The 24,380-nt window shown below is 70.7% G+C and carries 21 protein-coding genes; 3 read left to right on the forward strand and 18 right to left on the reverse strand.

Annotated elements, in window-relative coordinates:
* Positions 1-18: 18 nt before the first annotated feature.
* The 8 genes from H570_RS0113395 to H570_RS17615 form a co-directional block, all read right to left on the reverse strand.
* Positions 19-1,605 (reverse strand): serine hydrolase, encoded by a 1,587-nt coding sequence (locus H570_RS0113395; protein WP_027081187.1) that lies wholly within the window; start codon positions 1,603-1,605, stop codon positions 19-21.
* 253 nt (positions 1,606-1,858) lie between these two features.
* Positions 1,859-2,968: a YkvI family membrane protein gene (locus tag H570_RS0113400; protein ID WP_036136120.1), complete on the reverse strand. Its 1,110-nt coding sequence runs from the start codon at positions 2,966-2,968 to the stop codon at positions 1,859-1,861.
* The gene (locus tag H570_RS0113405; RefSeq protein WP_027081189.1) at positions 2,965-4,005 is read right to left on the reverse strand and encodes an N-acetyltransferase DgcN family protein; all 1,041 of its coding nucleotides are present in this window, start codon (positions 4,003-4,005) and stop codon (positions 2,965-2,967) included. Before H570_RS0113405 ends, H570_RS0113400 begins: the two co-directional genes overlap by 4 nt.
* 32 nt (positions 4,006-4,037) lie before the next feature.
* Positions 4,038-6,374 (reverse strand): TonB-dependent receptor, encoded by a 2,337-nt coding sequence (locus tag H570_RS0113410; protein WP_084500201.1) that lies wholly within the window; start codon positions 6,372-6,374, stop codon positions 4,038-4,040.
* A gap of 126 nt (positions 6,375-6,500) precedes the next feature.
* Positions 6,501-8,228, reverse strand: a complete 1,728-nt coding sequence (locus H570_RS17610; RefSeq protein WP_036136122.1) for an N-acyl-D-amino-acid deacylase family protein — start codon at positions 8,226-8,228, stop codon at positions 6,501-6,503.
* 25 nt (positions 8,229-8,253) lie between these two features.
* On the reverse strand, positions 8,254-9,516 hold the full coding sequence (locus H570_RS19460; protein WP_027081191.1) for a peptide MFS transporter: 1,263 nt from the start codon (positions 9,514-9,516) through the stop codon (positions 8,254-8,256).
* Positions 9,513-10,514 (reverse strand): enolase C-terminal domain-like protein, encoded by a 1,002-nt coding sequence (locus H570_RS19465; protein ID WP_027081192.1) that lies wholly within the window; start codon positions 10,512-10,514, stop codon positions 9,513-9,515. Before H570_RS19465 ends, H570_RS19460 begins: the two co-directional genes overlap by 4 nt.
* 67 nt (positions 10,515-10,581) lie before the next feature.
* Positions 10,582-12,576 (reverse strand): serine hydrolase, encoded by a 1,995-nt coding sequence (locus H570_RS17615; RefSeq protein ID WP_245559598.1) that lies wholly within the window; start codon positions 12,574-12,576, stop codon positions 10,582-10,584.
* 233 nt (positions 12,577-12,809) lie between these two features.
* On the opposite strand from H570_RS17615, the gene H570_RS17620 reads away from it, so the two are divergent.
* Positions 12,810-13,550, forward strand: a complete 741-nt coding sequence (locus H570_RS17620) for a helix-turn-helix domain-containing protein (RefSeq protein WP_084500252.1) — start codon at positions 12,810-12,812, stop codon at positions 13,548-13,550.
* A gap of 24 nt (positions 13,551-13,574) precedes the next feature.
* Here the strand turns inward: H570_RS17620 and H570_RS0113440 are convergent, their stop codons facing one another.
* On the reverse strand, positions 13,575-14,183 hold the full coding sequence (locus H570_RS0113440) for a lysophospholipid acyltransferase family protein (protein ID WP_036136124.1): 609 nt from the start codon (positions 14,181-14,183) through the stop codon (positions 13,575-13,577).
* Between the two features lie 25 nt (positions 14,184-14,208).
* Complete coding sequence (gene arfB / locus H570_RS0113445; protein ID WP_036136127.1) at positions 14,209-14,628, reverse strand: alternative ribosome rescue aminoacyl-tRNA hydrolase ArfB; 420 nt, start codon at positions 14,626-14,628, stop codon at positions 14,209-14,211.
* 154 nt (positions 14,629-14,782) lie between these two features.
* Between arfB and H570_RS0113450 the strand changes: the two genes are divergently transcribed.
* Positions 14,783-15,286 (forward strand): hypothetical protein, encoded by a 504-nt coding sequence (locus H570_RS0113450; protein ID WP_027081195.1) that lies wholly within the window; start codon positions 14,783-14,785, stop codon positions 15,284-15,286.
* Between the two features lie 41 nt (positions 15,287-15,327).
* On the opposite strand, the gene H570_RS17625 is transcribed toward H570_RS0113450, so the two are convergent.
* The 6 genes from H570_RS17625 to oleC all read right to left on the reverse strand — a co-directional run bounded on the left by H570_RS17625 (position 15,328) and on the right by oleC (position 21,728).
* Positions 15,328-16,164 carry a pseudouridine synthase gene (locus H570_RS17625; RefSeq protein WP_425411565.1) on the reverse strand — a complete coding sequence of 279 codons (837 nt, stop codon included), beginning with the start codon at positions 16,162-16,164 and terminating at the stop codon, positions 15,328-15,330.
* Entirely contained in the window at positions 16,107-17,780 is a 1,674-nt protein-coding gene (gene ubiB, locus H570_RS0113460) for a ubiquinone biosynthesis regulatory protein kinase UbiB (RefSeq protein ID WP_027081196.1), read from the reverse strand. Before ubiB ends, H570_RS17625 begins: the two co-directional genes overlap by 58 nt.
* Complete coding sequence (locus H570_RS17630) at positions 17,777-18,478, reverse strand: ubiquinone biosynthesis accessory factor UbiJ (RefSeq protein WP_051176395.1); 702 nt, start codon at positions 18,476-18,478, stop codon at positions 17,777-17,779. Before H570_RS17630 ends, ubiB begins: the two co-directional genes overlap by 4 nt.
* A gap of 348 nt (positions 18,479-18,826) precedes the next feature.
* Complete coding sequence (locus H570_RS18675) at positions 18,827-18,985, reverse strand: DUF1328 domain-containing protein (RefSeq protein ID WP_027081197.1); 159 nt, start codon at positions 18,983-18,985, stop codon at positions 18,827-18,829.
* 56 nt (positions 18,986-19,041) lie between these two features.
* A complete protein-coding gene (gene oleD / locus H570_RS0113475; protein WP_027081198.1) occupies positions 19,042-20,052 on the reverse strand; it encodes a 2-alkyl-3-oxoalkanoate reductase in 1,011 nt (336 codons plus the stop codon).
* Entirely contained in the window at positions 20,049-21,728 is a 1,680-nt protein-coding gene (oleC, locus tag H570_RS0113480) for an olefin beta-lactone synthetase (RefSeq protein WP_027081199.1), read from the reverse strand. Before oleC ends, oleD begins: the two co-directional genes overlap by 4 nt.
* An 83-nt stretch (positions 21,729-21,811) precedes the next feature.
* Here oleC and H570_RS17635 point away from each other — a divergent pair, with 83 nt between their 5' ends.
* Positions 21,812-22,243, forward strand: a complete 432-nt coding sequence (locus H570_RS17635) for a YkgJ family cysteine cluster protein (protein WP_084500203.1) — start codon at positions 21,812-21,814, stop codon at positions 22,241-22,243.
* Positions 22,244-22,327: 84 nt separating this feature from the next.
* Here H570_RS17635 and H570_RS0113490 read toward each other — a convergent pair whose 3' ends face one another.
* Both H570_RS0113490 and H570_RS0113495 read right to left on the reverse strand, forming a co-directional pair.
* The gene (locus H570_RS0113490; protein WP_027081200.1) at positions 22,328-23,257 is read right to left on the reverse strand and encodes an alpha/beta fold hydrolase; all 930 of its coding nucleotides are present in this window, start codon (positions 23,255-23,257) and stop codon (positions 22,328-22,330) included.
* 63 nt (positions 23,258-23,320) lie between these two features.
* Entirely contained in the window at positions 23,321-24,337 is a 1,017-nt protein-coding gene (locus tag H570_RS0113495; RefSeq protein ID WP_027081201.1) for a 3-oxoacyl-ACP synthase III, read from the reverse strand.
* Positions 24,338-24,380 lie beyond the last annotated feature (43 nt).

Below are 24,380 nucleotides of genomic sequence, written 5' to 3' on the forward strand. Positions count from 1 at the left end.
GGGGCCCGCCTGCGGCACTCAGTCGCCGTGCACCGGGGTGAACAGCAGGTCCTGGTAGTCGTAGCTGAAGTCGGCCAGCGGCGAGACCGCCTTCATCGTGATGCGCGCGACCTTGCCTTCGGCATCGAGGTTGAAGGTGACGTAGGCTGGCTCGATGGCCGAATCGTCCCAGCGCGCGATGAAGGTGTCGTACTGGTGATGCTCCAGCGTGCCGGCCATGTTCGGCGATTGCAGGAAGTCGATGCGCAGCCCGGGCCTGCCGCCGCCCTGCCCGTCGTGGGTGATCGCGATCGGTCCGTACCAGCTGTCCGCGTAGCGGCCGGCGTACTGCGCCAGCGCCAGCGACGGCCGGGTCTGCGCACGCTTGCCCGCGGTGGTGGCGTCGAGCGCGGCCACGCCTGCGGCGAGGCGGCTGTCGTTCCATTCGCCGAACGCGGCGACCCAGTCGCGCTTCGGGAAGCCCAGGTAGTGATCGAGCAGCTCGTTCATCACGCCGCGCATCACCGGGTAGTCCTCGGAGCTCATCTGCAGCGAGAAACCAAGCTTGTGGTCCGGCACCAGCACGACCATGGTCAGCACGCCGAACACCGCGCCGCCGTGCTGCACGGTCTTCACCCCGCGATAGTCCTGCACGCTCCAGCCCAGCGCGTAGCTGGAGAACTGCGGCGTCATGTCGCTGATCGGCGGCGGGTAGGCGCGTACCGGGGTGAGCACCTGCGGCGTCCACATCTCGCGCGCGCTGGCTTCGCTGTACAGGCGCTTGCCTTCGCCGCCCGGCAGCGCCCCATGCGCTAGCTGGACCTGCAGCCAGCGCGCGAGGTCGTTCGCGCTCGACGACAGCCCGCCGGCGGGGGCCGCGACCTGGCCCAGGCCCTCGCGCTCGGGCAGCACGACCTGGGTGCCGAGGCCGCGCACGCGGCCGTCGATGCGCGCGTGCGGATGCGCGCGGTTGGGATTGGCGAAGCGCGCGGCTTCGTCGCTGACCGAGTCTTCCATCCCGGCGGCGCGGAACACGCGGTCGCGGATGAAGCTCTCCCAGCTTTGCCCGCTGACCGTCGCGATCAACTCTCCGGCAACGACATACAGGATGTTGTCGTACGCGTAGCCGCTGCGGAAGCTGGTGGCCGGCGCGATGTGGCGCAGCGCGCGCACCACGTCGGCGCGGCTGCGGCTGGTGCGCGGCACGTACAGCAGGTCGCCCGCGCCCAGGCCCAGGCCGCTGCGGTGGACCAGCAGGTCGCGCACGGTCATCTCGCGCGTGACCCACGGGTCATGCATGCGGAAATCGGGCAGGTGGTCGATGACCTTGTCGTCCCAGCCCAGCTTGCCTTCGTCGACGAGGATGGCGATTGCCGCCGTGGTCACCGCCTTGCCGGTGGATCCGGTCGGGAAGATGGTGTCTGCGTCGACCCGTTCCGGCGAACCGAGCTTGCGCACGCCGTAGCCCTTTGCGTGCACCACTTTTCCATCCTCGACGATGGCCACCGCGAAGCCCGGCGTGCCGTAGGCCTGCATCGCCGCTTCGACGCGTGCGTCCAGGCCTGGCGGCGGCGCGGCGAGCGCGCTCGTGGCGAGCAGCAACGTCGCGGCAGCGACAGACTGCAAGCATTTCGAGATGGAAAGCATCATGACCTCCTGGACAACTCCGCGTTATGGGCTTCCTTCTCCCTCCGGGAGAAGGTGCCCGAAGGGCGGATGAGGGAAGGCACCATCAGATCGCCGGAAACCGTCGGTACTGATGACTCCTTCCCTCATCCGGCGCTACGCGCCACCTTCTCCCGGAAGGAGAAGGAATCGCTGCAACCGGTACGTGGCGAGCCCTGCGGCAAAGCCACGGTTTCACGGGAAAAGTACCTGCTTACGTCGCTGCAACACGATGCGGCCGGCGCCACAGCAGCCACACGCCCCAGGTCATCAGCGGCAGCACGTAAATCGCCAGGAACACCCAGGTCAGCGTGCCGTAACCTTTCGCGATCAGCTCGACCAGGCCCACGGCGCTGGCGGCGTATACCGCGACCAGCATCACGCCCACCGCGATTGCCGGGCGCAGCGCCTGCGGCATCGGCCGCCGTCGCTCCTCGTACGCTTTCGCCACCCGTTCGTTGATCGCGTGCAGCAGCGCCACCCCGGTGTCCACCAGGGTCAGCATCACCGCCAGCTGGAACGCCCACTCGAACCACGGCGCGTGCAGCTTCGCCAGCAGGAACGCCGACGGCAGGGCCTCGGCGCCGATCTCGTGGTACCAGCCCATCATCGCGATGTAGAACACCACGCCAGGCGCCATGCCCAGCGGCCCGGCGAGCGCGCCGGCGACCAGCGCCTCGCGGCGACGGCCGAGATGGCGGATGCAGAACAGCACCGCGGGAATCGTGGCGACGTTGTAGCCGGCATAGGTGACGCCGGCGGCGAACCACTCGCCGGTGACCGGCACCGACGCGAAGTTGGCTTCGATGCGGTCGCCGAAGGCGAGCACGCTCCACGCCACGAACACGAAGTAGACCAGGTACAGGTAGCCCACCGACACGGTCAGGAATTTCTCGATCACCGCGCTGTTGAAGACCAGCATCGCGCCTGTGGCGGCGATCATGCACAGCGAACCGGCCAGCCTCGGCAGCCCGAACAGGCTGTGGACGATCTCGCCCGCGGCCGCGCCCATGACCGCCAGGATCACGATCATCAGCAGGAAATAGCCGATCTCGAACACGAACCAGCCGCGGCCGAGCAGCAGCTTGAAGAACGAGCGGTAGTCGTAGGCGCGCGCGACCCGCGCCAGCTCGAAGCTGGCCATCAGCACCGCGCTCCACACCAGCATGCTCACCACCATGCCCAGCAGGCCGCCCCACGGCCCGGCGGGCAGGAAGAACTCGACCAGTTCGCGCCCGGTGGCGTAGCCGCCGGCGATCACCGCCGCCTGGAACACGAAGCCCGGCAACAGGTAGCGCTGGAACCACGTGGCGGGGCCGCTCATGCCAGGCATGCCTCCACCAGCCGGTCCAGCGCCGCGCCATCGCGCATCGGGTCGGCGACGGCACAGCCCAGCCGCTCGCCCTCGGCGGCGATCACGCGCGCGGCCTCGTCCGGTGCCAGCGTCGCGGTGTTGAGGCTGACGCCGGCGCAGCGGATCGCCGGGTTGGTGCGCCGCCCCAGGCGCAGCGCCAGCTCGATGGTGTCCTCGACGCCGGGCAGCGGATAGTCGGGATAGCCCAGCACGTGCGCGCGACCGTGCTCGTGGCAGACGACGATGACGTCGGGCTGGCTGCCATGCAGCAGCGCCAGCGACACGCCGGCATAGGCGGGGTGGAGCAGCGAGCCCTGCCCTTCGACGACATCCCAGTGGCGTGCGTCGGCATCGGGGGACAGCGATTCCGCGGCACCGGCGGCGAAATCGCTGACCACGGCATCCATCGGGATGCCGCGCCCGGCGATCAGGATGCCGGTCTGGCCGGTGGCGCGGAAATCGACGTCGATGCCGCGCCGCGCGAATGCGCGCGACAGCACCAGCGCGGTGTACTTCTTGCCGATCGCGCAATCCGTCCCGAGCGTCAGCAGTCGCTTGCCGCTGCGCTTGCGGCCGCTGGCCATCGGCAGGTCGCGCGGCGGCTCGCGCACGTCGATCAGCCGCCTGCCCAGCCGCGCCGCCGCCTCGCGCAACACCGCGATCCCACCCAGCCTCGCATGCATGCCGCCCACCAGGTCCAGCCCGGCCTCCAGCGCCTGCAGCAGCGACGGCAGCCAGCTGTCGGGAATCCGCCCGCCCGGATTGGCGACGCCGATCACCAGCGAGCCGGCGCCGGCACTGCGTGCCTGCGCCGGCGTCAGCGACGGCAGCCCGACGCTCACCTTGCCGTCCGCACAGGCGAACTCGCCGATGCAGCGCTCGCGCGCCCAGTCGCGCAGGCCGAACGCGGTCTTCGCGTACGCCGGCTCGACGATGTCGCCCAGGAACAGCAGGTAGGGCTGCGGGAGGACGTCGGGTTCGCGCGGCGGTGGATCGGCACTGGGCATGCGGCGGTTCGTCCTTGGGGCTGCGGGACGGATCAGAAGCGGTAGTCGAACTCGAGGCCGAAGGTGCGCGGCTGGATCGGCACCGCGGCGTTGTGCACGGTGGCGCCGGTCAGTGCGCTGGCAGCCGGGGTAACCGAAGACCAGGCGCGTTCGTCGGTCACATTGTTGGCGTAGGCGCGCAGCGACCAGCCGCCCTTGCCGATCCCTGCGTACACGTCGAGCGCGCGATACGAATCGAGCTTCACCGGCGGGGTGATCTGCTCGTCCAGGATGGTCGACGGGTCCCCCGGCGCGGTGATGCGCTGGCGTTCGGTGGTGTCGTTGACGCGGTCGCCGACCCAGCGCAGCGCGGCGCCGACCTGGCCCTGCGTGCCGCCGGCCAGGTCGAACTGGTATTCCGCGGTCGCCGACCATGCCAGCTTCGGGATGTAGGGCATGCGGTCGCCGGCCAGGCCGGTGTTGAGGACCACGTCGAAGCCCGGCTGCGGGATCACGCTCGCGGCGAAGTCGTTCTTCACCTTGCCCTTGGTGTACGCGGCGTTGAGGCCCAGCTGCAGGCGGTCGACCGGGCGGAACAGCGCGGCCAGCTCCAGGCCCTCGCTGGTCGCCTCGCCGCCGTTGACCAGCCCGCCGATGCCGTTGAACTGCGCCGCCACCTGGATGTCGTCCCAGTCGATGCGGAACGCGGCCAGGTCCAGCTGCACGCGGCGGTCGGCGAACTGCGACTTCAGCCCGACCTCGTAGCTCGACAGCATCGACGAATCCACGCTCGACGGCATGCCGGGCAGCGCCACGTTCGGCCCGCCGGGCTGATAGCCGGTGGCGGCGCGCGCGTAGACCATCACGTCGTCGCTGACCTGGAACTGCGGACTCAGGCTCCAGGTGAACACGTCCTCGTCGGACTCGCCGGGCACGTCGCCGAGCGGCACCAGCACGCCGCTCGGCACGTTCTGGCTGAACCACTGGTCGTTGCGCGCCTGGCGCACGCCGGCATCGATCTTGAAGCGGTCACCAATGCGCCAGGAGCCGTTGGCGAACAGCGCCGTCTCCTTGTAGTCGCTGGGCAGCTCGACCACCGCCAGCACGCCGAACATGTCGTCCAGCGGCGCCGGCAGCGCCGAGCCGTCGCCCTGCAGCAGGCGCACGTACTGCCGCTGCATCGCGTCCTCGCGGGTATGGAACACGCCGACCTGCCACTCGAAGCGGCCGCCGCTCTTGGAGCTGAGGCGGAATTCCTGCGTCCACTTGTCCAGGTCGAGGGTGTAGCGGATGCTCGACTGCCCGGGTTCCGGAAGGCCGAGCTGCAGGTTGGCGAACTCGCCGAACTGGATCGACGAATCGAGCTGGTACATGGTCCGGGTATCGGACCACCCCGTCGCGGAGACGAAGTCGGCCCAGCCCAGGTCCCAGTCCAGGGTCAGCGAATACAGGTCGAGGTCCTTGGTGAACGGCTGCGGCTGCCACACCTGGCCGGTCAGGTCGCCGAACATCGCGGCACCGGTCACGGGGTCGAGCGCCACGCTGGCGCTGTTGTCGCTGTCGATGGTCTGGCGCAGTGCCGAGAGCTTCAGGTCGAAGGCGTCGCCATCCCATGCCAGCGCCGCGCGCGCGCCGGTCTGGCTGCCGCCGTTGATGTCCTTGCGGCCGTCGACGATGTTGTCGGTGTAGCCGGGCAGCTCGTTGCGCGCGTAGCTCACCCGCAGGCCGAGCCGGTCTTCCTGCAGCGGCAGGCTCGCGCCGAAGCGGACGTTCCAGCCCTGGTCGCCGTCGGACACCGAGGACAGCCCCGCACCGAACCGGACTTCGCGCGAGAGCAGGTCCGGCTCGCGGGTCACGTACTTGAGCAGGCCGCCGATCGCGCCGGCGCCGTACAGCGTGCCCTGCGGCCCGCGCAGCACCTCGATGCGGCTGATGTCGTAGGGCAGCAGGTCGAGATTGAAGATGTTCGCGGCCTGATAGACGCCGCTCGAGCCCACCGGCACCTCGTCGATGTAGGTGGCCACGGTGGCGCCGGACGACATCGCGGCGATGCCGCGGATCGAGACCGCGGTCATGCCCGGCGCACCGGCGTCCCGCACCTGCAGGCCGGGGACGAGGTCGGCGTAGTCGGTGAGCGAGTTCGCGCCCATGTTCTCCAGCTGCTGCTCGCCGATCACGCTGATCGCCGCCGCCACTTCGCGCACGTTCTCCACGCGCTTGTTGGCAGTCACGATCACGCGGTCCAGCTCGGTGGCGTCGGCCGTCGCGGGCCGGCCCGGATCCGCGTCCTGGGCGAGCGCGGCGCCGGTGGCCGTGAATGCCATGGCGGCAAGGATGGCGAGCGCCAGCCGTGAGCGGCGGGAACATCCGGTGGTCGTGGATGCGGTCATGGTCGTTCTCCCCGGGGTCGTTGCTTGGAAGTGCACATGGGCGGGCGACCGCCCGGCGGCGCCCGATGCTCGATCCTGATTGGGGATGATGATCCCAATCAGAGAATTGTCAATACAAGCGGAAAATCATTTGTTTCCCTCGGCGCCGCCGGCCGCGCGGTCGCCGCGCCAGCCCGGCCCGCGCACCACGCGGCCCGGCGTCGCGCCGGTGTGTTCGCCGTCGCGCAGCACCTGTACGCCGTTGACGAACACATCGTCGACACCGGTGGCGTACTGCTGCGGCGCAGCATAGGTGGCGTGGTCGGCGATCGTGGCCGGATCGAAGACCACGATGTCGGCGAAGCAGCCGGGACGCAGGCAGCCGCGGTCGGCCAACTTCCAGTTCGTGGCCGGCAGCCCGGTCAGGCGGTGGACGCCTTCTTCCAGCGGCATCAGCCTGCGGTCGCGCACGTAGTGCCCGAGGAAGCGGGCGACGTTGCCGTAGGCGCGCGGGTGGGTGCTGGTCGCCAGGAACACGCCCTCGGGCGCGGACGACTCCGCGTCCGAGCCCAGGCTCACCCACGGCTGCCGCAGGCCGAGTTCGACGTTGTCCTCGCTCATCAGGAAGTACGCCGCGCCGACGCGGGAATCGTCCTCGACGATCAGGTCGAGCACGGTCTCCTCGGGCGAGGTGCCGCGTTCGCGCGCCACCTCCGCCAGCGTGCGGCCGGTCAGCGGCTTCAGCGCCGGGTTCCTGAAGTCGATCAGGAGCAGGCGCGCGTCGGAGCCGGTGAGCAGGCGCAGGTTTTCCCACTCGACGTCCGGGTCGCGCATTTCCGCCAGCACGCGTGCGCGGACCGCGGCGTCCTTCAGCCGCGCGACCATCGCCTCGTGCCCGCCCGCCTGCACCCACGGCGGCAGCGCGGCGCTGAGCCCTGTGGCCCCGGCGGTGTAGGCGTACATGTTGGCGCCGACCTGGAGCCCTTCGGCGCGCGCGGCATCGATCCTGGCGATGGCCTGCGCCATCTTCGGCCAGTTCTTCTCGCCCGCGGCCTTCAGGTGGTAGGCCTCGGCGCGCTGGCCGGTGGCGCGCGCGATGGCGATGGTGTCGTCGAGCGCCTCGAGGAAGCGGTCGGCCTCGCTGCGCATGTGCGCGACGTAGCCGCCGCCGGACTCGGCCGCCGCCTGCGCCAACGCCTCCAGTTCCGGCGTTTCGGCGAACGTGGCCGGCGGGTAGATCAGCGAGCCGCCGACGCCGAGCGCGCCCTCGGCCATCGCCGCGCGCACGAGGTCCTGCATGCGCGCCAGCTGCTCCGGGGTGGGATCGACGTCGTCTTCGCCCAGCTCGTGGATGCGCACCGTGGTCGCACCGACGAACGAGGCGACGTTGGGCGTGATGCCGCGGATTTCGAGGGACTGGAGGTACTCGCCGAGCGTGGTCCATTCGATCGGGTAGCGGATGTCGCCCTGCTGCTTGAGCGCGTCGGCTTTCATCCGCTCGTTGAGCGGCCCCATCGACCAGCCTTCGCCGAAGATCTCCAGGGTCACGCCCTGCCGGGTGTCGCTCATCCCGCGCCCGTCGGCGATCAGCGAGTCGACCGCCCAGCTCAGCACGTTGATGAAGCCCGGCGCCACCGCGCGGCCCTGCGCATCCACCACCCGGGCGGCAGACGCCTCGCTGCCCGCGGGCAGCAGCGCCGCGATGCGGTCGCCGCGCACGGCCACGTCGACGCGCTGCGGCGCGGCGCCGCTGCCGTCGTAGACGATGCCGTTGCGCACCAGCAGGTCGTAGCGCTGCGATGGCGCGTCGGCGACCGGCGTGGTGCTGCAGGCGGCCAGGGCCAGCGTAAGCAGGGCGAGCGTCAGGCGCGGCATGGAACGACTCCTTTGCGCGGTGGGTTCATGGCAATGCGCGGATCGGGCGGTCGAGCCGCCACAGCAGCGCCGCGGCGGCCACCGCGAGCGCCGCCAGCAGCAGGAAGAAGGCCGGATGGCCCGCCTTCGACCACAGCGTGCCGACCAGGCCGGCCAGCAAACTGCCGCTGAAGATCGCGAGGAACCACGACGCGACCGTGGTCGCGCCCAGGCGCGGCGGCGCGAGCTTGGCGAACAGGCCCAGGCCGGTGGGCAGGATGTACAGCTCGCCGAAGGTCAGGATCACGAAGAACACCACCAGCCACGCCCAGTCCACGCGCGCCCCGCCGGACACGGCGGTGACGGCGGCCAGCAGCACGTACGCCGCCGCGACCACCAGCGCGCCGATCGCCATGCGCATCGCCGGCGAGCTCTCGCGTCCGGCATCGGCGCGCCGCCGCCACAGCATCAGCAGCAGCGGGGTCATCGAGATCACCAGCAGCGGGTTGAGCGACTGGAACCAGGTCATCGGGATCGTGAAGCCCAGCCACGTGCGGTCGACGCCGGTATCGATCCACAGCGGCAGGGTATTGCCGATCTGCTCGTAGGCGCCGCGGAAGATCGTCGCCGCGATGCCGACGCCGAGCAGCAGCCACCAGACCCTGCGATTCCCGCGGCGCGCGTCCCGCGCGGCGGCGACCGGCTGCACGAAGCGCGGCGGCTCCGGCGGCAGGTAGCGGCGGCCGGCGAGGTAGATCACCAGCCCGAGGAACATGCCCACGCCCGCCGCGCCGAATCCGTAGTGCCAGCCGTAGAGCTCGCCGAGCGTGCCGCAGACCAGCGGTGCGAGCAGGCCGCCGACGTTCAGGCCCACGTAGTAGACGTTGTAGGCGCGTCCGCGGCGCGGATCGTCGGCGGCGTAGAGGTCGTTGATCTGGCTCGGCAGGCTCGGCAGGAACAGGCCGTTGCCCAGCGCGATCGTCGCCAGCGCGACGTAGAACATCGGCTCGAACGCCATCACGAAATGGCCGATGGCCATGATGCTGCCGCCGATCACCACCGCGTTGCGCTTGCCCAGCCAGCGGTCGGCGATCGCGCCGCCGAGGATCGGCGTGAAGTACGCCATCGCGGTGTAGGTGCCGTAGATGAAGGACGCCTTGTCCTGCGCGAACAGCAACTGCTTGGTCATGTAATAGACCAGCAGCGTGCGCATGCCGTAGTAGGAGAACAGCTCCCACATCTGGGTCAGGAACAGGATCGTCAGCCCGCGCGGCTGGCCGAACCAGGTCTTGTCGGCCACCGCGCTCACGCGGCTGCCTTGGCGCCCCAGACCTCGTCGCCGCAGAAGATATAGCCATCCTCGTAGCGCACCGAAGGCGTGCGGTCGGCGGCCAGGAAGATCGGGCCGTCGAGGTCGACCACGTCGCAGAACTGCCCGAGCACGAAGGCCGGCGCCGCCGCCAGGCTGGTGCCGCACATGTTGCCGACCATCACCTGCTTGCCAAGTTCGCGCGCGCGCCGTGCCATCAGCAGGCCTTCGGTCAGGCCGCCGCACTTGTCGAGCTTGATGTTGATGACGTCGAAGCGATGGTGGCGCGCCTCGAGTTCGGCCAGGTCGAGGATGCTTTCGTCGGCGGCGAAGGGCAGCACGCGTTCGATGCCGTCCAGTTCGTCTTCGCGGCCGCGCGCGCAGGGTTGTTCGAGCAGCGAGACGCGCGCTTCGAGCAGCGCCGGCAGCAATGCGGGGAGCGTGGCCGCGCCATGGCCCTGGTTGGCATCGACGCCGATCCACGGTTCCGGGCAACGCGCGCGCACCGCGCGCACGCGCGCGGCATCCAGCGCCGGATCGCCGGTGAGTTTCAGCTTGAGTGCGCGCGCCTGGGCAAAGGCCGCGGCGTGGTCGGCCATCACGCCCGGATCGTCGGCACCGACCGTGAACGTGGTCAGCAGCGGGCGCACGGCGTCGAGGCCGGCGAGCTTCCAGACCGGCACGCCGGCGCGCTGCGCCTCGAGCTCCCACAGCGCGCAGTCGAGCGCGTTGCGCGCACCGCCGGCGGGCAGCAGCGTGCGCAGCGTTTCGCGGTCGAGGCCGGCCTCGATCCGCGGCCGCAGCGCCTCGAGCGTGGCGAGCATCGCGTCGGGATGGTCGTCGTTGTAGTAGACCCCGGCGGCCTCGCCGCGCCCGGTGCAGGCGCCGTCGCGCAGCGTCACCACGGTCGCCGGCATCGCCTCGAAGACGTGCCCGGCGATGCGGAACGGCGCCGCCAGCGGCAGGGGTTCGTTGTGCAACTCGAGTTCGACCGGCACGGTTTACGCGCTCCTGGATGGCGTGCGGTTGAGCGGCCGGCTGCGCTCGCAGCCGGCCGTGCATCGATCAGTAGTACGCGCCGAACCCGATCACGTGGTTGGCGAAGCCGATCCACAGCACGAACAGGCAGGCCAGCGCCAGCAGCACCGCCCACAGCTTGGCCAGCAGGCGGCGCCGCCCGCGCAGGACGTGCCAGGCGTTCCAGGCCGCGACCGCGGCGCCGAGCGGCAACACCACCGTGGCGAACAGCCGCAGCGCGATGATCAGGCCGTCGCTGTCGGGGCTGGTCAACGCCAGCTTGCCGAGCATCGCGACCACCAGGCCCAGCATCGCGCCCATCGCCACCAGCACCAGCAGCGCCGCGATCCGCACCAGGCGATGCGCGCGCGCGTCGATGCCGACGAGCCGGTAGGGCGCGCGGTAGTAGCGCCGCACCAGCGCCGAAACGGGCCACGCCAGCACCGTCAGCAGCAGGATCCCCAGGCTCGCCGCCAGCAGCGGCATCGCCAGCGCCTGCCAGGTCGACAGCCGCTGGAATACCATGATCGGCGCGTACGGCTCCATGCTGAAGCGGGTGACCGCGCCGTCGACGACGTCGGCAGCGAGCCGGTCGCTGCTGGTGGTGTCCTGCCACACGTACGGCGCCACCTCGCGCCACTTCTTCGGCGCGCCGCCCGGGCCCAGCGCCATCGTCACGCTGATCGTGCCGTCCTTGTTGGCGACCACCTTGACCGGCCCGAGCATGTTGACCAGCGACATGAAGTTGCTGTCCGGGCGACGGCTGCTCTGGTAGGTGCCGGCGATCTGCTGCGCATGTTGCCTGGCGTCCTCCTTGGAAACGCCTCCGGTCCTGGCGGGAGTGCCGGGGAAGTAACGGTCGGCGAAGCCGCGCGCGAGCGCGTCGCGGATCTGCCCGGTTGCACCGTCGCGGCCGGAGCTGTTCATCGACACGAAGATGCCCACGCCGTCGTCCGGGAACAGCTGCAGGTCGCTGTGGAACCACTGGGTGTCGCCGCCGTGCGCGATCGCGCGGTGGCCGTTCACCGAGGTCTCGTAGAAGCCGAGCATCATGCGATTGAGCGGGCCCACCGACGCCTGCCCGGTCGAATGCATCATGCGCGCGGTGTTCGCGCCGAGGATGCGCGCGTCGCCGTACGCGCCGTCCTGCAGGTGCGCGATCATGAAGCGCGCCATGTCGGCGCCGGTGGACGCCAGGCTGCCCGCGGGCGCGAGGCTGATGAACTCGTAGTCCTTCGCCTCGCCGTCGGAAGCCTTCGCATAGCCCTTGGACATCTTCGCCAGCAGCGCCGGCGGCAGCGGCTGGCGGAAGCTGGAATGCGCCATGCCCAGCGGCTGGAAGATGTGGTGGTCGATGTAATCGTCGAACGACTCGCCTGACACGCGCTGGACGATGTAACCGGCCAGCGCCGTGGCGTAGTTCGAGTAGGCCGGCGTGCTGCCCGGCGCATGGATGCGCTCGGGCACCCAGTGCTTGAGCGCCTCGCCCAGCGGCGTGATCTCGTCGGCCTTGTCGGTGATCAGCGCACGGATCTGCTCCTCGAATCCGGCCGTATGCGTCATCATGTTGCGCAGCGTGACCGGCTTGCCGTCGCGCGGCGGGATCTCGAAGTCGAGGTACTGGTTGACGTCGGCGTCGAGGTCGAGCTTGCCCTGCTCGACCAGCTGCATCACCGCGGTCCAGGTGAACAGCTTGGACACCGAGCCGGGCCGGAACAGCGTGTTGGCCGGATCGACCGGCGCGTGCGTGGCGAGGTCGGCGTAGCCGTAGCCCTTCTGCAGCAGCACCTTGCCGTCCTTCACCACCACGACCACCGCCCCGGCGACATCGCCCGCGGCCAGCGCGTAGGGCAGGAAGCCATCGAGCCAGGCCTCCGCGTCGGCATGGGTCAGCGCGCCGTCGCCGTCGGCGTCCATGTCCGCTGCCGTCGGCGCGGGCTCGGGTGCCAGCGCCGGCGCCGGTTGCACGGCCTCACGCGGCGCCTGTTGCGGCACCTGCGCCAGCGCCGGCCACGCCAGGGCCAGCCCGAGAAGTCCCGCCATCATCCGGATCCCACGCATCGCCGCCTCTCCCCTTGCCGGTTGCTGGACCGGCCGCGCGGCGTGCGCCGGGCGGCCCGGTGTGATGTTCCATTCCGCAATAAACATCCTGATCAGAGAATTGTCAACCCATCTGGCAAATCCGGTCTGGTCGGGGGATCATGTCGTTCGCGGGCACGCGGACGCCCGGCTTCGCCCGTGTCGGCGATGCGAACCAACGGCAGGACCCACGCACCATGACCGAGCACCACCCCACCATCGGCGGCCTGCTGCGCGCGCTGCGCGCGCGCAACGGCTGGACCCTCAAGGAAATGAGCGAGCGCTGCGGCATCCCGCTGTCGACGCTGTCCAAGGTCGAGCACGACCGGCTGACGCTCACCTACGACAAGCTGCTGCAGCTCAGCCAGCGGCTCAACATCCGCATGTCCGAGCTGTTCGCCGAGCAGGACGCCGATCCGGAGCCCGCGGTCACCGCGCGCCGCAGCATCGGCCGGATCGAGGACGCGATCCGCGTCAACACGCCCAACTACGACTATTACTACCTGTGCCCGGAACTGCGCCGCAAGCGCATGATCCCGGTGCTCACCCGGGTGCGCGCCAAGAGCATCGGCGAGTTCGGCGACCTGGTGCGCCATTCCGGCGAGGAGTACATCCACGTGCTGGAAGGCAGGGTCGAAGTCCACACCGAGTTCTACGACCCGATCGTGCTCGGCCCCGGCGAGTCGGTCTACATCGACTCCAACATGGGCCACGCCTACACCGCGGCGGCCGGCTGCGACGAAGTGCTGCTGCTCGGCGTGTGCTCGAGCGCGGACGACCAGCTGATGGAATCGCTGATGACCCTGCACGGAGACGACCCGCCCGCGCCACCCAATGCCACCCGGATCAGCGCGCCGGCCGCGGCGAAGGCGAAGCCGCGCGGGCGCCGCGCAGGCGCCGCGCCTGCCACCGCGCACAAGTCCAGTCCGGCGAAGTAGCCCCTCCGCCGGGCGGCGCGCCGCTCAGGTGGTGCCGCGGCGCTTGCCCACCCACGGCCGGTACCACGCGCGGATCGCGGCCATGTCGGCGGCCATGTCGTCGCTCAGGTGGAACAGCGGGCCGAAGCCGATGATCCGGTCGGGATAGTGGAAGTACATCCGCAGCACCGGCACGTCGGCGGCCTTGGCGATCTTCCAGAAGCCGGTCTTCCAGCGCTCCACCCGCTTGCGCGTGCCCTCCGGCGCCAGCCCGTACCAGAATTTCTCGCTGCCGTGGATCAGCGCGGCGGCCTGTTCGACCACGCCCTGCGCGGCCTGGCGATCCACCGGGATCACGCCCAGGCGCCTGAGCAGGAAGCCGAGCACCGGGATCCGGAACAGCGAATCCTTGCCCAGCACGCGGATGTCGACGCCCAGCGCGAGCTTGGCGGCGAATCCCCAGAGCCCGTCCCAGTTGGACGAATGCGGCGCGCCGATCAGCACCAGCCGCGGAATGTCCGGCAGGGTGCCGACCATGCGCCAGCCGCCGAGCTTCAGGATCGTGCGGCCCAGCCAGCGGGCGAGCCGGCTGGGCTTCACCCGCGGCGCGTTCGGCGGCAGTGGCAGGACCACGTCGTCGTGCGTTGGCGTCATCGATTCCCCTGGCTTGCGCCTTCGCTCATTCCCAATCGCGGCTGCCGCCGCCGCGGCCGCGCTTGATGTTACTGCGTTCGCGCTTGGCGTCGAGGCGGCGCTGTTTCGACGCGCGCGTGGGCCGCGTCGCGACGCGTGGCTTCGGTGCGTGCAGGCCGGATTCGATGAAGTGCGCGAGCCGTTCACGCGCGTCCTGGCGGTTGCGCTCCTGGGTGCGGAAGCGCTGGGCGTTGAGCACGAGCACGCCGTCGCCGGTGACGCGGCGGTCGCGCCGGGCCAGCAGCCGCGCGCGCACCGGTTCGGGCAGCGACGGCGAGTTGGCGACGTCGAAACGCAGTTCCACCGCGGTGGACACCTTGTTGACGTTCTGCCCGCCCGGCCCCGCGGCGCGCACGAAGCGTTCGACGATTTCATGCTCCGGGATGGTGATCGCCGGCTGGGTCATGGGAGCCTCCACCGGACATTGTAGGTGGCCGCCGCAATTGCCGATGCGGGAAGCGCGCACCCCGGCACGCTTCGGGCGTGAAGTGCGCACGCCGCGGGTTTGCCCGGGCCACGCCTGCAGCCGATGATGGATGTTCGATCAGGGAGGATTGGCGATGCAGGCAAGCACGATGCGCCGGACCGAGCTGGCGGCCCTGTCCACGACCACTGCGCTGGCATTGGCCTGCGCCGCCGCCGTCGCGGCGCCACGGGATCCCGCGCGCGTGGACGGGGCGCAGGTGCGGGACCCGGCCGCGGTCTTCGCGGCGCCAGCGCGTGCCCAGCCGCGGCCGGCATCGCATGGCACCGGCCTGCTCTCCAGGCAGCCGTGGCATCGCGTCGCGCCGCTTGCGCCCGACCGGTACCGGCAGGCCCATGGCCGTGCCGACGTGCGCGACCGGCCGGATCGCACCTATCCGGCTTTCCGGCCCGATCGCCAATCCGGCTGGCTGGACGGACTGCTGTCGTCCGGCAACGCGCCGGCCGGCCGTGACCTGCGCCTGCAACAGGGCGTGCGTGCCGCGCAGGACGCGATGGACGAGATGGGCCGGCAACTGATGCCGGCGCTGCAGGATCTTCGGCGCGGCTTCGACGAAGGGCTGGAGCAGGCGCAGCCGTAGCGCACCGCACCGCAGCGGTGTGTCGGGGGCGTGGCCCCGACCTATGGTGCCGGCTGGTCGGCTTGCGGGTCGGCGGCAGCGCCGAACAGCGCCAGCGCGCGCGCGAACTGTGCGTCGACCGGCGCCTCGACCACGATCCGGCGGCCATCGAGCGGATGCGCGAACGCCAGCGACTGCGCATGCAGCAGCATGCGATGGATGCCGCGCATGCGGAACGCCCGGTTGTGGCGGCCGTCGCCATGGCTGGTGTCGCCGATCAGGTGGTGCGACAGATGCTTGAGATGGCGGCGGATCTGGCGGAAGCGCCCGGTCTCCGGCCGCGCGCGCAGCAGCGCGTAGCGCGAGGAGGGAAAGCCCGCCGAGGGCTCGTCGAGTTCCGTCGTCGCCAGCCGCTCGAAGCGCGTCAGCGCGGGCTTCTTCGCGGGCTTGCCCGGGCCGCCGTCGAGCGGATGGTCGACCGTGAACACCGTTTCCGCCGGCCAGCCGCGGCACACGGCAAGGTAGTCCTTGGCCACCTCGCGCGACATCAGCGTCTTGCCCAGCACCGATGCGGTGTCGCGGTCGAATGCCAGCAGCAGGCAGCCGCTGGTGGCACGGTCGAGGCGATGGACGAGGAAGATCGGCTTGCCGAACTGCTCGCGCAGCCGGTCGGCGGCGAAGTCGGTTTCGCCGCGCGCCAGCCTGCTGTCGTGGACCATCAGCCCGGCAGGCTTGTCGACGACGGCGAGGAACTCGTCGCTGAAAAGCACATCAAGCGCTTGCTCCCTCCCCTGCGAAGGCAGGGGAGGGAGCGAAAGCCCTTCGGCAGGGGAGGCAGGCTTCAGCGCCGCGGCCACGCGGCAACCAGGGCCCACAGGCCGCCGATGCCCGCGATCCACGCCGCGGCGGGAATCGAGAACAGCGGCGGGCCGCCGGCTTCCAGCGCGTACAGCACCGTGGCGACGATCAGCAGGCCACTGCCCAGGATCGCCGACACCGTGCGCCGCTGCACGCCCTTGATGGTGTGCACCAGTTCGGCCAGGTCCTTGGAGCGCAGCGCGAGCTCGTGCTTGCCTTCCACCTGCTGGGTCAGCCAGGCGTGCACCAGCCGCGGCACGTCGGGTGCGTGCGTGACCATTTCCGGCAGGCGCTTGCGGAACTCGCCGAGCAGCCGCTGCGGGCTGTAGCGCTCCACCAGGATGCGTTCGAGCACCGGCCGCGCGACCGCCCAGATGTCGATCTGCGGATCGAGCTGGCGGCCGACGCCCTCGATGTTGAGCAGGGTCTTCTGCAGCAGGATCAGCTGCGGCTGCAGGGTCAGCTCGTAGCGCTGCGCGGTGCGGAACAGCTTGATCAGCACTTCGGCCAGCGAGATCTGCGACAGCGGCCGGGTGAAGTACGGCTCGCACACGGTGCGCGCGGCGGCTTCGAGTTCGTCGATGCGGATGTGCGACGGCATCCAGCCGGCCTGCACGTGCAGCTCGGCGATGCGGCGGTAGTCGCGGTTGAAGATCGCCATGAAGTTCTCGGCGAGGTAGTACTGGTCCTCGCTGGAGAGCTGGCCCATGATCCCGAAGTCCAGCGCGATGAAGCGCGGGTTGGCGCGGCGCGCGGGGTCGCTGTCGACCCAGATGTTGCCGGCGTGCGCATCGGCGTGGAAGAAGTTGTCGCGGAACACCTGGGTATAGAACACGCGCACGCCCTTGGCCGCGAGCGCCTTGCGGTCGATGCCGGCGGCGTCGAGCGCCTCGATGTCGTCGCTGGGGATGCCGCGCACGCGCTCCATCGTCAGCGCATTGCCGGCGCTGTGGCTCCAGACCGGCTCGGGCACGTAGAGGTCGGCCGAATCCAGCCAGAACCGCCGCAGCACCGAGGCGTTGGCGCCTTCGCGCTGCAGGTCGAGCTCGGCCGCGAGCGTGCTCTCGATCTCGGCTACGATTTCGCGCGGGCGGATCTTGTCGGCCGCCGGATGGGTGCGGTCGACCAGGCCGGCGACGTTCTTCAGCAGCGCGATGTCGGCGGCGATCTGGCGCCTGATGCCCGGACGCAGCACCTTGACCACCACCTCGCGCGCCGGGTGGCCGTCATGCGCGCGCAGCGTGGCGGCATGCACCTGCGCGATCGAGGCCGAGGCCAGCGGCACGGTGTCGAAGTCGGCGTAGGCTTCGTCGATGGTGCGGCCCAGCGACTGCTCGACGATACGGCGCGCGGCGTCGCCGTCGAACGGCGCCACCCGGTCCTGCAGCAGCGACAGTTCATCGGCCACGTCCGGCGGCACCAGGTCGCGGCGGGTGGAGAGGATCTGGCCGAACTTGACGAAGATCGGCCCGAGTTCCTGCAGCGCGAGGCGCAGGCGCGCACCGCGCGACTGCGCGGCCAGCTCGCGCGGCGCGCGCGGCACGAACGGCCGCATCAGCTTCAGCCAGCGCTCGGCCGGCGTGTCGTCGAACAGGTCGTCGAGCCGATGGCGCACCAGCACGCGACCGATGCGCATCGCGCGCAACGCGCCCTTCATCGCCTCGCTCCGTCGATCCCTGCCCCGTCGAGCCGTGCCCCGTCGATGCGTGCCCTGTCGAGGCGCGCGACGCGTGCGGCCAGGCGTTCGAAGCGGTCGCGCAGCGCGTCGACGTCGTCGTGGAAGGCGTCGAGTTCGTCACGGCCGACCACGTCGCGCGATTCCTCGACCACGTACTCGGCGGCGCTGCCGGCGAACTCGCCGCCCAGCGTGCGCGCCTGCTTCAGCGCGCCGGCAAAACCATTCGCCACCTGCACGCCGACCACGTCGCCCAGCACCGCGACGAAGGGCTGCTGCCAGTCCGGATCGAAGCGCTCGGCCAGTCGCTGCAGTCGCCGCGCGAGGTCGGCGTCGCCGGAGATGCGCATGCCGCCGATCGGCGGCGCATCGTCGCGGCGCGAACCTAGCAGCGCCGGCAGCTGGCCTAGCAGCGCGCCAAGCGTGCTGCGCACGGACAGGTCGGGTTCGCTGTCCCTTCCGACCGGACCGACCACGAGTCGTTCACCCTCCACCCGCACTTGCAGCGCCAGCGGCGGCGACTGCAAGGCCAGTTCGATCCGCCGGCCGTCCAGCGCGCGCAGCGCCTCGCGGGTGTCGGGATCGAGCGCGACGGCGCGATTGAGCGCGGCTTCCAGCAGCCGCCCGGCTGCGGGCTTCAGGGCATCCAGCGGCGAGGTCGGGGAAGGCGCGTCGGTCATGGCCCATTGTAGCCGCGGGGGCCTCGCGGTCCGGGAGCCGTGCTTGCGGGAACGGCTTCGGCGCCAGGTCCTTGGTTTCGCCCTTTCTCCTGCGAAGGCGGGAACGACCGGCCGCGAGCGGCCACGATCCGCGCCGATCGGGAAGCCAGGCTGCGTCGCAGGCCAGGCCCGCCAGCAGGGCTGGCATGCGTTGCTTCGTGCACGAGCCGTGACTCGCAAACGCTTCTCCGCACCCCTCCCCGCAGGGGACAACAGCAGAAGCCCGCGACTAGCGCCGCTTCTGCAACTGCCCGCAAACAAAGGCGGGCCCGTCTTCACGGGCCCGTCGGGTCCACACGGTGCGCGGCGTCAGACGCGCTTGCCGCGCAGCAGCGACACCACCGCCAGGATCAGGAACACCACGAACAGGATCCAGGCGACGTTGCTGGCGGCGCCGGCGATGCCCGAGAAGCCGAGTACCGCGGCGATGATGGCGATGACGAAGAAAACGATGGCGTAGTGCAGCATGCAAGGCTCCGAGATGGCCGTTGAGGTTGGCCATCATCTTCGGTAGCCCGCGGTCGTCAGCGGGTGACGGCGCCCGCGTTCGCGCATGAACGCTTCAGCTCGGTGAGCCCCTCGTGAAAAGACACCAGCGGCCGGTAGCCGAAGTCGCGCGCTGCAGGCGCCATGTCGTACCAGTGCGTGGTGCTCAGCTGCTCGGCGAGGAAGCGGGTCATCGGCGGCTCGCCGCGCAGCGGCAGCAGCGACCACAGCGCTTCGCACGCCGCGCCGACCGCGTAGGCGGCGCCGAACGGAATCGTCTTGTCCACTTCCGGCGCGCCGGCCGCGCGCAGCAGGCCGTTGACCACTTCGCGCACGGTCTTCGGCTCGCCGTTGCTGATGAAATAGGCGCGGCCGGCGCAGGCCGCCCCGGGGCCGAGGTGTTCGAACGCGTCGAAGTGCGCCTGCGCCGCGTTGTCGATGTAGGTCGTGTCGATGACGTTGTTGCCGTCGCCGACGAAGCGCAGCCGGCCGGCCTTCGCGCGTTCGACCAGGCGCGGCAGCAGCTGGTTGTCGCCCGGCCCCCAGATCAGCCGCGGGCGCAGCGCGACGGTGGCCAGCCCGGCGTCGTTGGCGGCCAGCACGGCCTTTTCGGCGATCATCTTGGTGGCGGCGTACGCGGCCTTGAAGCCTTCGCCGTAGGGCACGTCGTCGGCGCTGCCGCCGGCGACCGGATGCGTCGCGCGGTGGGTGACGCTGGGCGACGAGGTGTAGACCAGACGGTCGATGCGGTGGGTGCGGCATGCGGCCAGCACGTTGTCGGTGCCGACCACGTTGGCGCGATGGTAGCTGTCGTAACTGCCCCAGGCGCTGGCCTTTGCGGCGTTGTGGAAGATCGCCTCGCAGCCCTGCGCGGCGGCGACCACCGCGTCGCGGTCGGCCAGGTCGCCGCGCAGCTGGCGCACGCCCAGCCGGTCGAGCGCCGGATACAGGCCACGGTTGAAGCTGAGCACTTCATGGCCGCGCTGGACCAGGCCGCGGCACAGTGCTCGGCCGAGGAAACCACCGCCGCCGGTGACCAGGATCTTCATTCGCGCCTCCGCAGTTGTTTCGTCGCCCACGCGGCCAGTTTTTCGCGCCCGATCTTGGCGTTGTGGCGGATGTCGACCGGGAAGCGCGGGTGGAACAGGAACGTTTCCACCTGCGCGGCATGCACGAAGCCTTCGCCGATGTGGCGCAGCTCGTCGGCGATGCGCGGCTGCTGGCTGCGCGCGACCTCGCCGCGCAGCTCGACGCACAGCACCGGACGCTGCGCGCCGCGCTCGCCGATGCCGACCAGTGCGGTGCGGCGTACTTCGGGGTGCACGTTGAACACCGGCTCGACCTGCTCGGTGCACAGCGTGCCGCGCGCGGTGACCACGCGCTGCGACTTGCGGCCGCAGAACCAGAGCCGGCCCTGCGCGTCGAAGTAGCCCAGGTCGCCCATGCGATGGACGACGCGGGCGCGGTCGCCCGACTCGCTCGTGCCCTCGCCTGGTGAAGGCGGAGATGGCGCCTCATGGATCTTGGCCAGCCGCGTCTGCGTCTCGCGGTTGAAGTAACTGTCGGTGGCGCTCGGACCGGCGACGGTGATCTCGCCCACCTGGCCGGCTTTCACCAGCAGCTCGTCGGACCAGTGTTCGATCGCCTCGTCGCTGACGCGGATGATGCGCACCTCGTTGGGCGCCACCGGGCGGCCGACGCAGGTGCCGGCGCCCTGCTCGGTGCGTTCGCGCAGCGTGAGCAGCTCGCGACCCTCGATCGCGGCGACCGGCAGGCATTCGGTCGCGCCGTAGGGCGTCCAGAACTGCGCGTCGTCGGGCAGCAGCGCCTGTATCTTCGCCACCACCTCCCCCGGGACCGGCGCCCCGGCGGAGGTCGCGCAGCGCACGGTCGGCAGCGCCACGCCGTGCTCCGCGAGCACGCGCATCAGCGCCGGCGAGCCGAACAGCTGGGTGACGCCGAAGCGTTCGATCGCCGCCAGCAGTTTCTGCGGGTCGGCAGCGGCCGGCCGCGTCGGGTCCATGTCGGGGATGATCGAGGTCAGGCCGAGCGCGGGATCGAACAGCGCGAACGGCGGGAAAGTCGGCAGGTCGATGCCGCCGGCCTGCATGCCGAACGCCGAGCGCAGCATTTCCACCTGGGCGACGAAATGCCTGTGCCGGTACACCACGCCCTTGGGCACGCCGGTCGAGCCGCTGGTGAACAGGATCGCGGCGACGTCGTCGGGCCGGGTGTCGGCCAGCTGCGGGCCCGCGCCGGCGCCGTCGCGTTCGACCTGTGCCAGCGTGGTGTCGGCCAGCCACGCATGCGCGCCAGTGGTCACGCGCATGCGCGCCGACTTCGCCCAGCCCAGCAGCGTGCGCGCCAGCATCGCCAGCGGGATGCCGATGAAGGCGTCGGCCTGCGCCTCGCCCAGGCACTGCTTCAGCGCGCGCCGATCGATGCCCGGATCGACCAGCACCGGCACCGCGCCGGCCTTGAACAGCGCGAACATCAGCAGGAAGAACTCCGGCGTCGGCCGCACCATCACCACGGTGCGGGTACCGCGCACGACGCCGCGGCGGGCGAGCCCGGCGGCGATGGCGTCGCTGCGCGCATCGAGCCGTGCGTAGCTCAGCGCGATGTCGTACCGGCCGCCGCGCCCGGGACAGCGGATCGCGACCTGGTCGGGACGCTCGGCGGCCAGCCGCGGCAGCGCGGCGGCGATGTTGCAGACGGGAATCATCGAGGGATTATCGCCGCCCGCCCCTTGCGCGCGACCCGCGACGGGAGAAAAATCCGCTTCCCTCCACGCCCCCGGCCTCGGCCATGCTGCACCCCTGCCTGGCCTGCGGCGCCTGCTGCGCCCATTTCCGCGTCGGCTTCCACTGGTCCGAGGCCGATCCGGCGCTTGGCGGCACGGTGCCGATCGAACTCACCGAGCCGCTGCGCCGGCACGAGCGGGCGATGCGCGGCACCTCGCAGCCGCAGCCGCGCTGCATTGCACTGGACGCGGACATCGGCGTGCGCTCGCGCTGCAGCATCCACCCGCTGCGACCCAGCGCCTGCGCGGCGGTGGAAGCCTCGTGGGAATCCGGCCAGCCCAGCGCACAGTGCGACAAGGCGCGCCTGGCCCATGGCTTGCTGCCGCTCACGCCCGCCGACTGGACCTGGCGCGAAGCCGCCGCCAACGACGGCAGCGGCAATCCGGACGACAACGGCAGCGCGCCGCCCGCCACACCGCCGCCGATCGCAGCGTAAGTTGCCTGCGCCGCGCAACGGCAACGTCGCGACCGGCCTGCGGCCGCAGGCGCTTCCCGCCGCGACTTCCGCCGTGCGTACGCGCTATGCCGGATTGGCGTCGAGGAACGCGCGGATCGCCGGCACCAGCGCCTCGTGGCGGTCTTCCATCACGTAGTGGCCGGCGTCTTCGAACGCCATCACCTGCGCGCGCGGCAGTGCGTCGCGGAAGCCGGCCAGGAAATGCCGGTCGAACACAAAATCACGCAGGCCCCAGCCGATGAACGCCGGACGATCGGCGAACTCGTGCAGCCGGCGGCCTGCTTCGTCCACCAGCGGCCAGGCGCGGTCGCCGGCGCGCAGCGGGATGTCCTGCATGAAGCGCAGGGTCGCGATCGCCTTGTCCCAGCCGCTGTAGACGCCGGCATAGGCCTTGCGCACCGACGCCGGCAGCCTGCGTGTCGTGCCCAGCCACGCCGCGCCGCGCGCGAACAGGTTGAAGCGGCGGATCGCCCAGCCGCCGATGCGCGAGTCGCGCCCCAGCGACAGCTGCCACGGCATCGGCTTGCCGGTCGGCAGCGGGAACGCGGCGGTGTTGGTGACCACCAGCCGCTTCACCTGCGCCGCGTGCGAAAGCGCCCAGCCGAAGCCGATCATCCCGCCCCAGTCGTGCACCACCAGCGTCACCGGCGTGGCGTCGTCGATGCCGGCGTGGCGCAGCAGCGCGCCGAGATCATCGATGCGCGAACGCAGCGTGTAGTCATAGCGCGCGCTGCGCGGGTCGGCCGGCGGACGCACGCCGCCGCCGTCGTCGGGCTTGTCGGACAGGCCCATGCCGACGTGGTCGGGCACGATGCAGCGATACCTGTCGCGCAGCCCCAGCACCAGGTGCCGCCAGTAATAGCTCCACGACGGATTGCCGTGGACCATCACCACCACCTCGCCGTCGCGCGGGCCTTCGTCGAGGTACGACATCGCGATGCCGGGCCGCACCTCGAAGCGCTGCGGGGTGAAGGGGTAGTCGGGGAGGTCCATCGTGGTCATCGACATGAAAAGGGCCGGACAGACCGGCCCTCGCGTGGGATCGCGGCGCTGCCGCTACCAGACCACTTCGGCCATCGAGCAGTTCAGCCCCGAGCCGATGCCGAGCAGGGCGACGCGGTCGCCCTTCTTCAGGCGGCCCATCTCGCGCAGCTTGGACAGCACGATCGGCACCGAGGCCGGGCCGATGTTGCCGTGTTCGCCGAAAATCGTCAGCACCTTCTTCGGGTCGATGCCCATCGCCTTGGTGAAGGCGGCGGTGTGCACCTTGCTGACCTGGTGGATCACGAACTCGTCCATCTCCTCCACCACCCAGCCCAGCGCCTGGCGGGCTGCGACGAAGGTCTTCTGCGCCAGCTTCACGCCTTCGATCAGCAGGGTACGGGTGTCGGTGACCATGCCGTCGAGGTTGCCGCGGCACAGCTTGTTCCACTGGGTCGCGGCGCGGGTGACGCCGCCGCGGTAGCGGGGCGCGCCCGGCGCGAGTTCGGCGCGCGCCAGCACCATGGCCGCGGCGCCGGAGCCCAGGGTCAGCGTGGCCAGCTCGTTGCGGAAGTCTTCTTCGGTGGAATCGGCGCGGGTCATGCGCTCGAGGGTCTTCTCGTAGGCCAGATCGGCGGTTTCGCCGTCGACCACCAGCGCGTAGTCGATCTCGCCGCGCTCGATCATGCGGCTGGCGATGTCCATGCCGTTGAGGAAGGCCAGGCAGGCGTTGGCGACGTCGAAGTTCTGGCATTCGTCGCCCAGGCCGAGGTTGCCGCTGACGATCGAGGCCGTGGACGGTTCGAGGTAGTCACGGCTGACCGAGGTGTTGACCAGCAGGCCGACCTTGTCCGGGTCGATGCCGGCGTCGGCCAGCGCCTTGACCCCGGCCAGCGTCGCCGCATCGGAGGCGAGCACCGCGCCGTCCCACAGGTGGCGGGCGTGGATGCCGGCGACGTCCTGGAGCACGTCGGTCTTGATCCCGAGGCGGTCGAGGGTGGGCTTGAGCCGCGCGTTGATCTCGTCGCTGGACAACCGGCGCGGTGCGTCGATGTGGGCGAGGCCGGCGATGGCAACGTGTTGGAAAAGCATGGGCTGGCCGCCGAATTACGGACAAAAGGGAACTTATGTTACC

It is taken from the genome of Luteimonas mephitis DSM 12574 (genome assembly GCF_000422305.1).
GTDB classification, from domain to species: Bacteria; Pseudomonadota; Gammaproteobacteria; order Xanthomonadales; family Xanthomonadaceae; genus Luteimonas; species Luteimonas mephitis.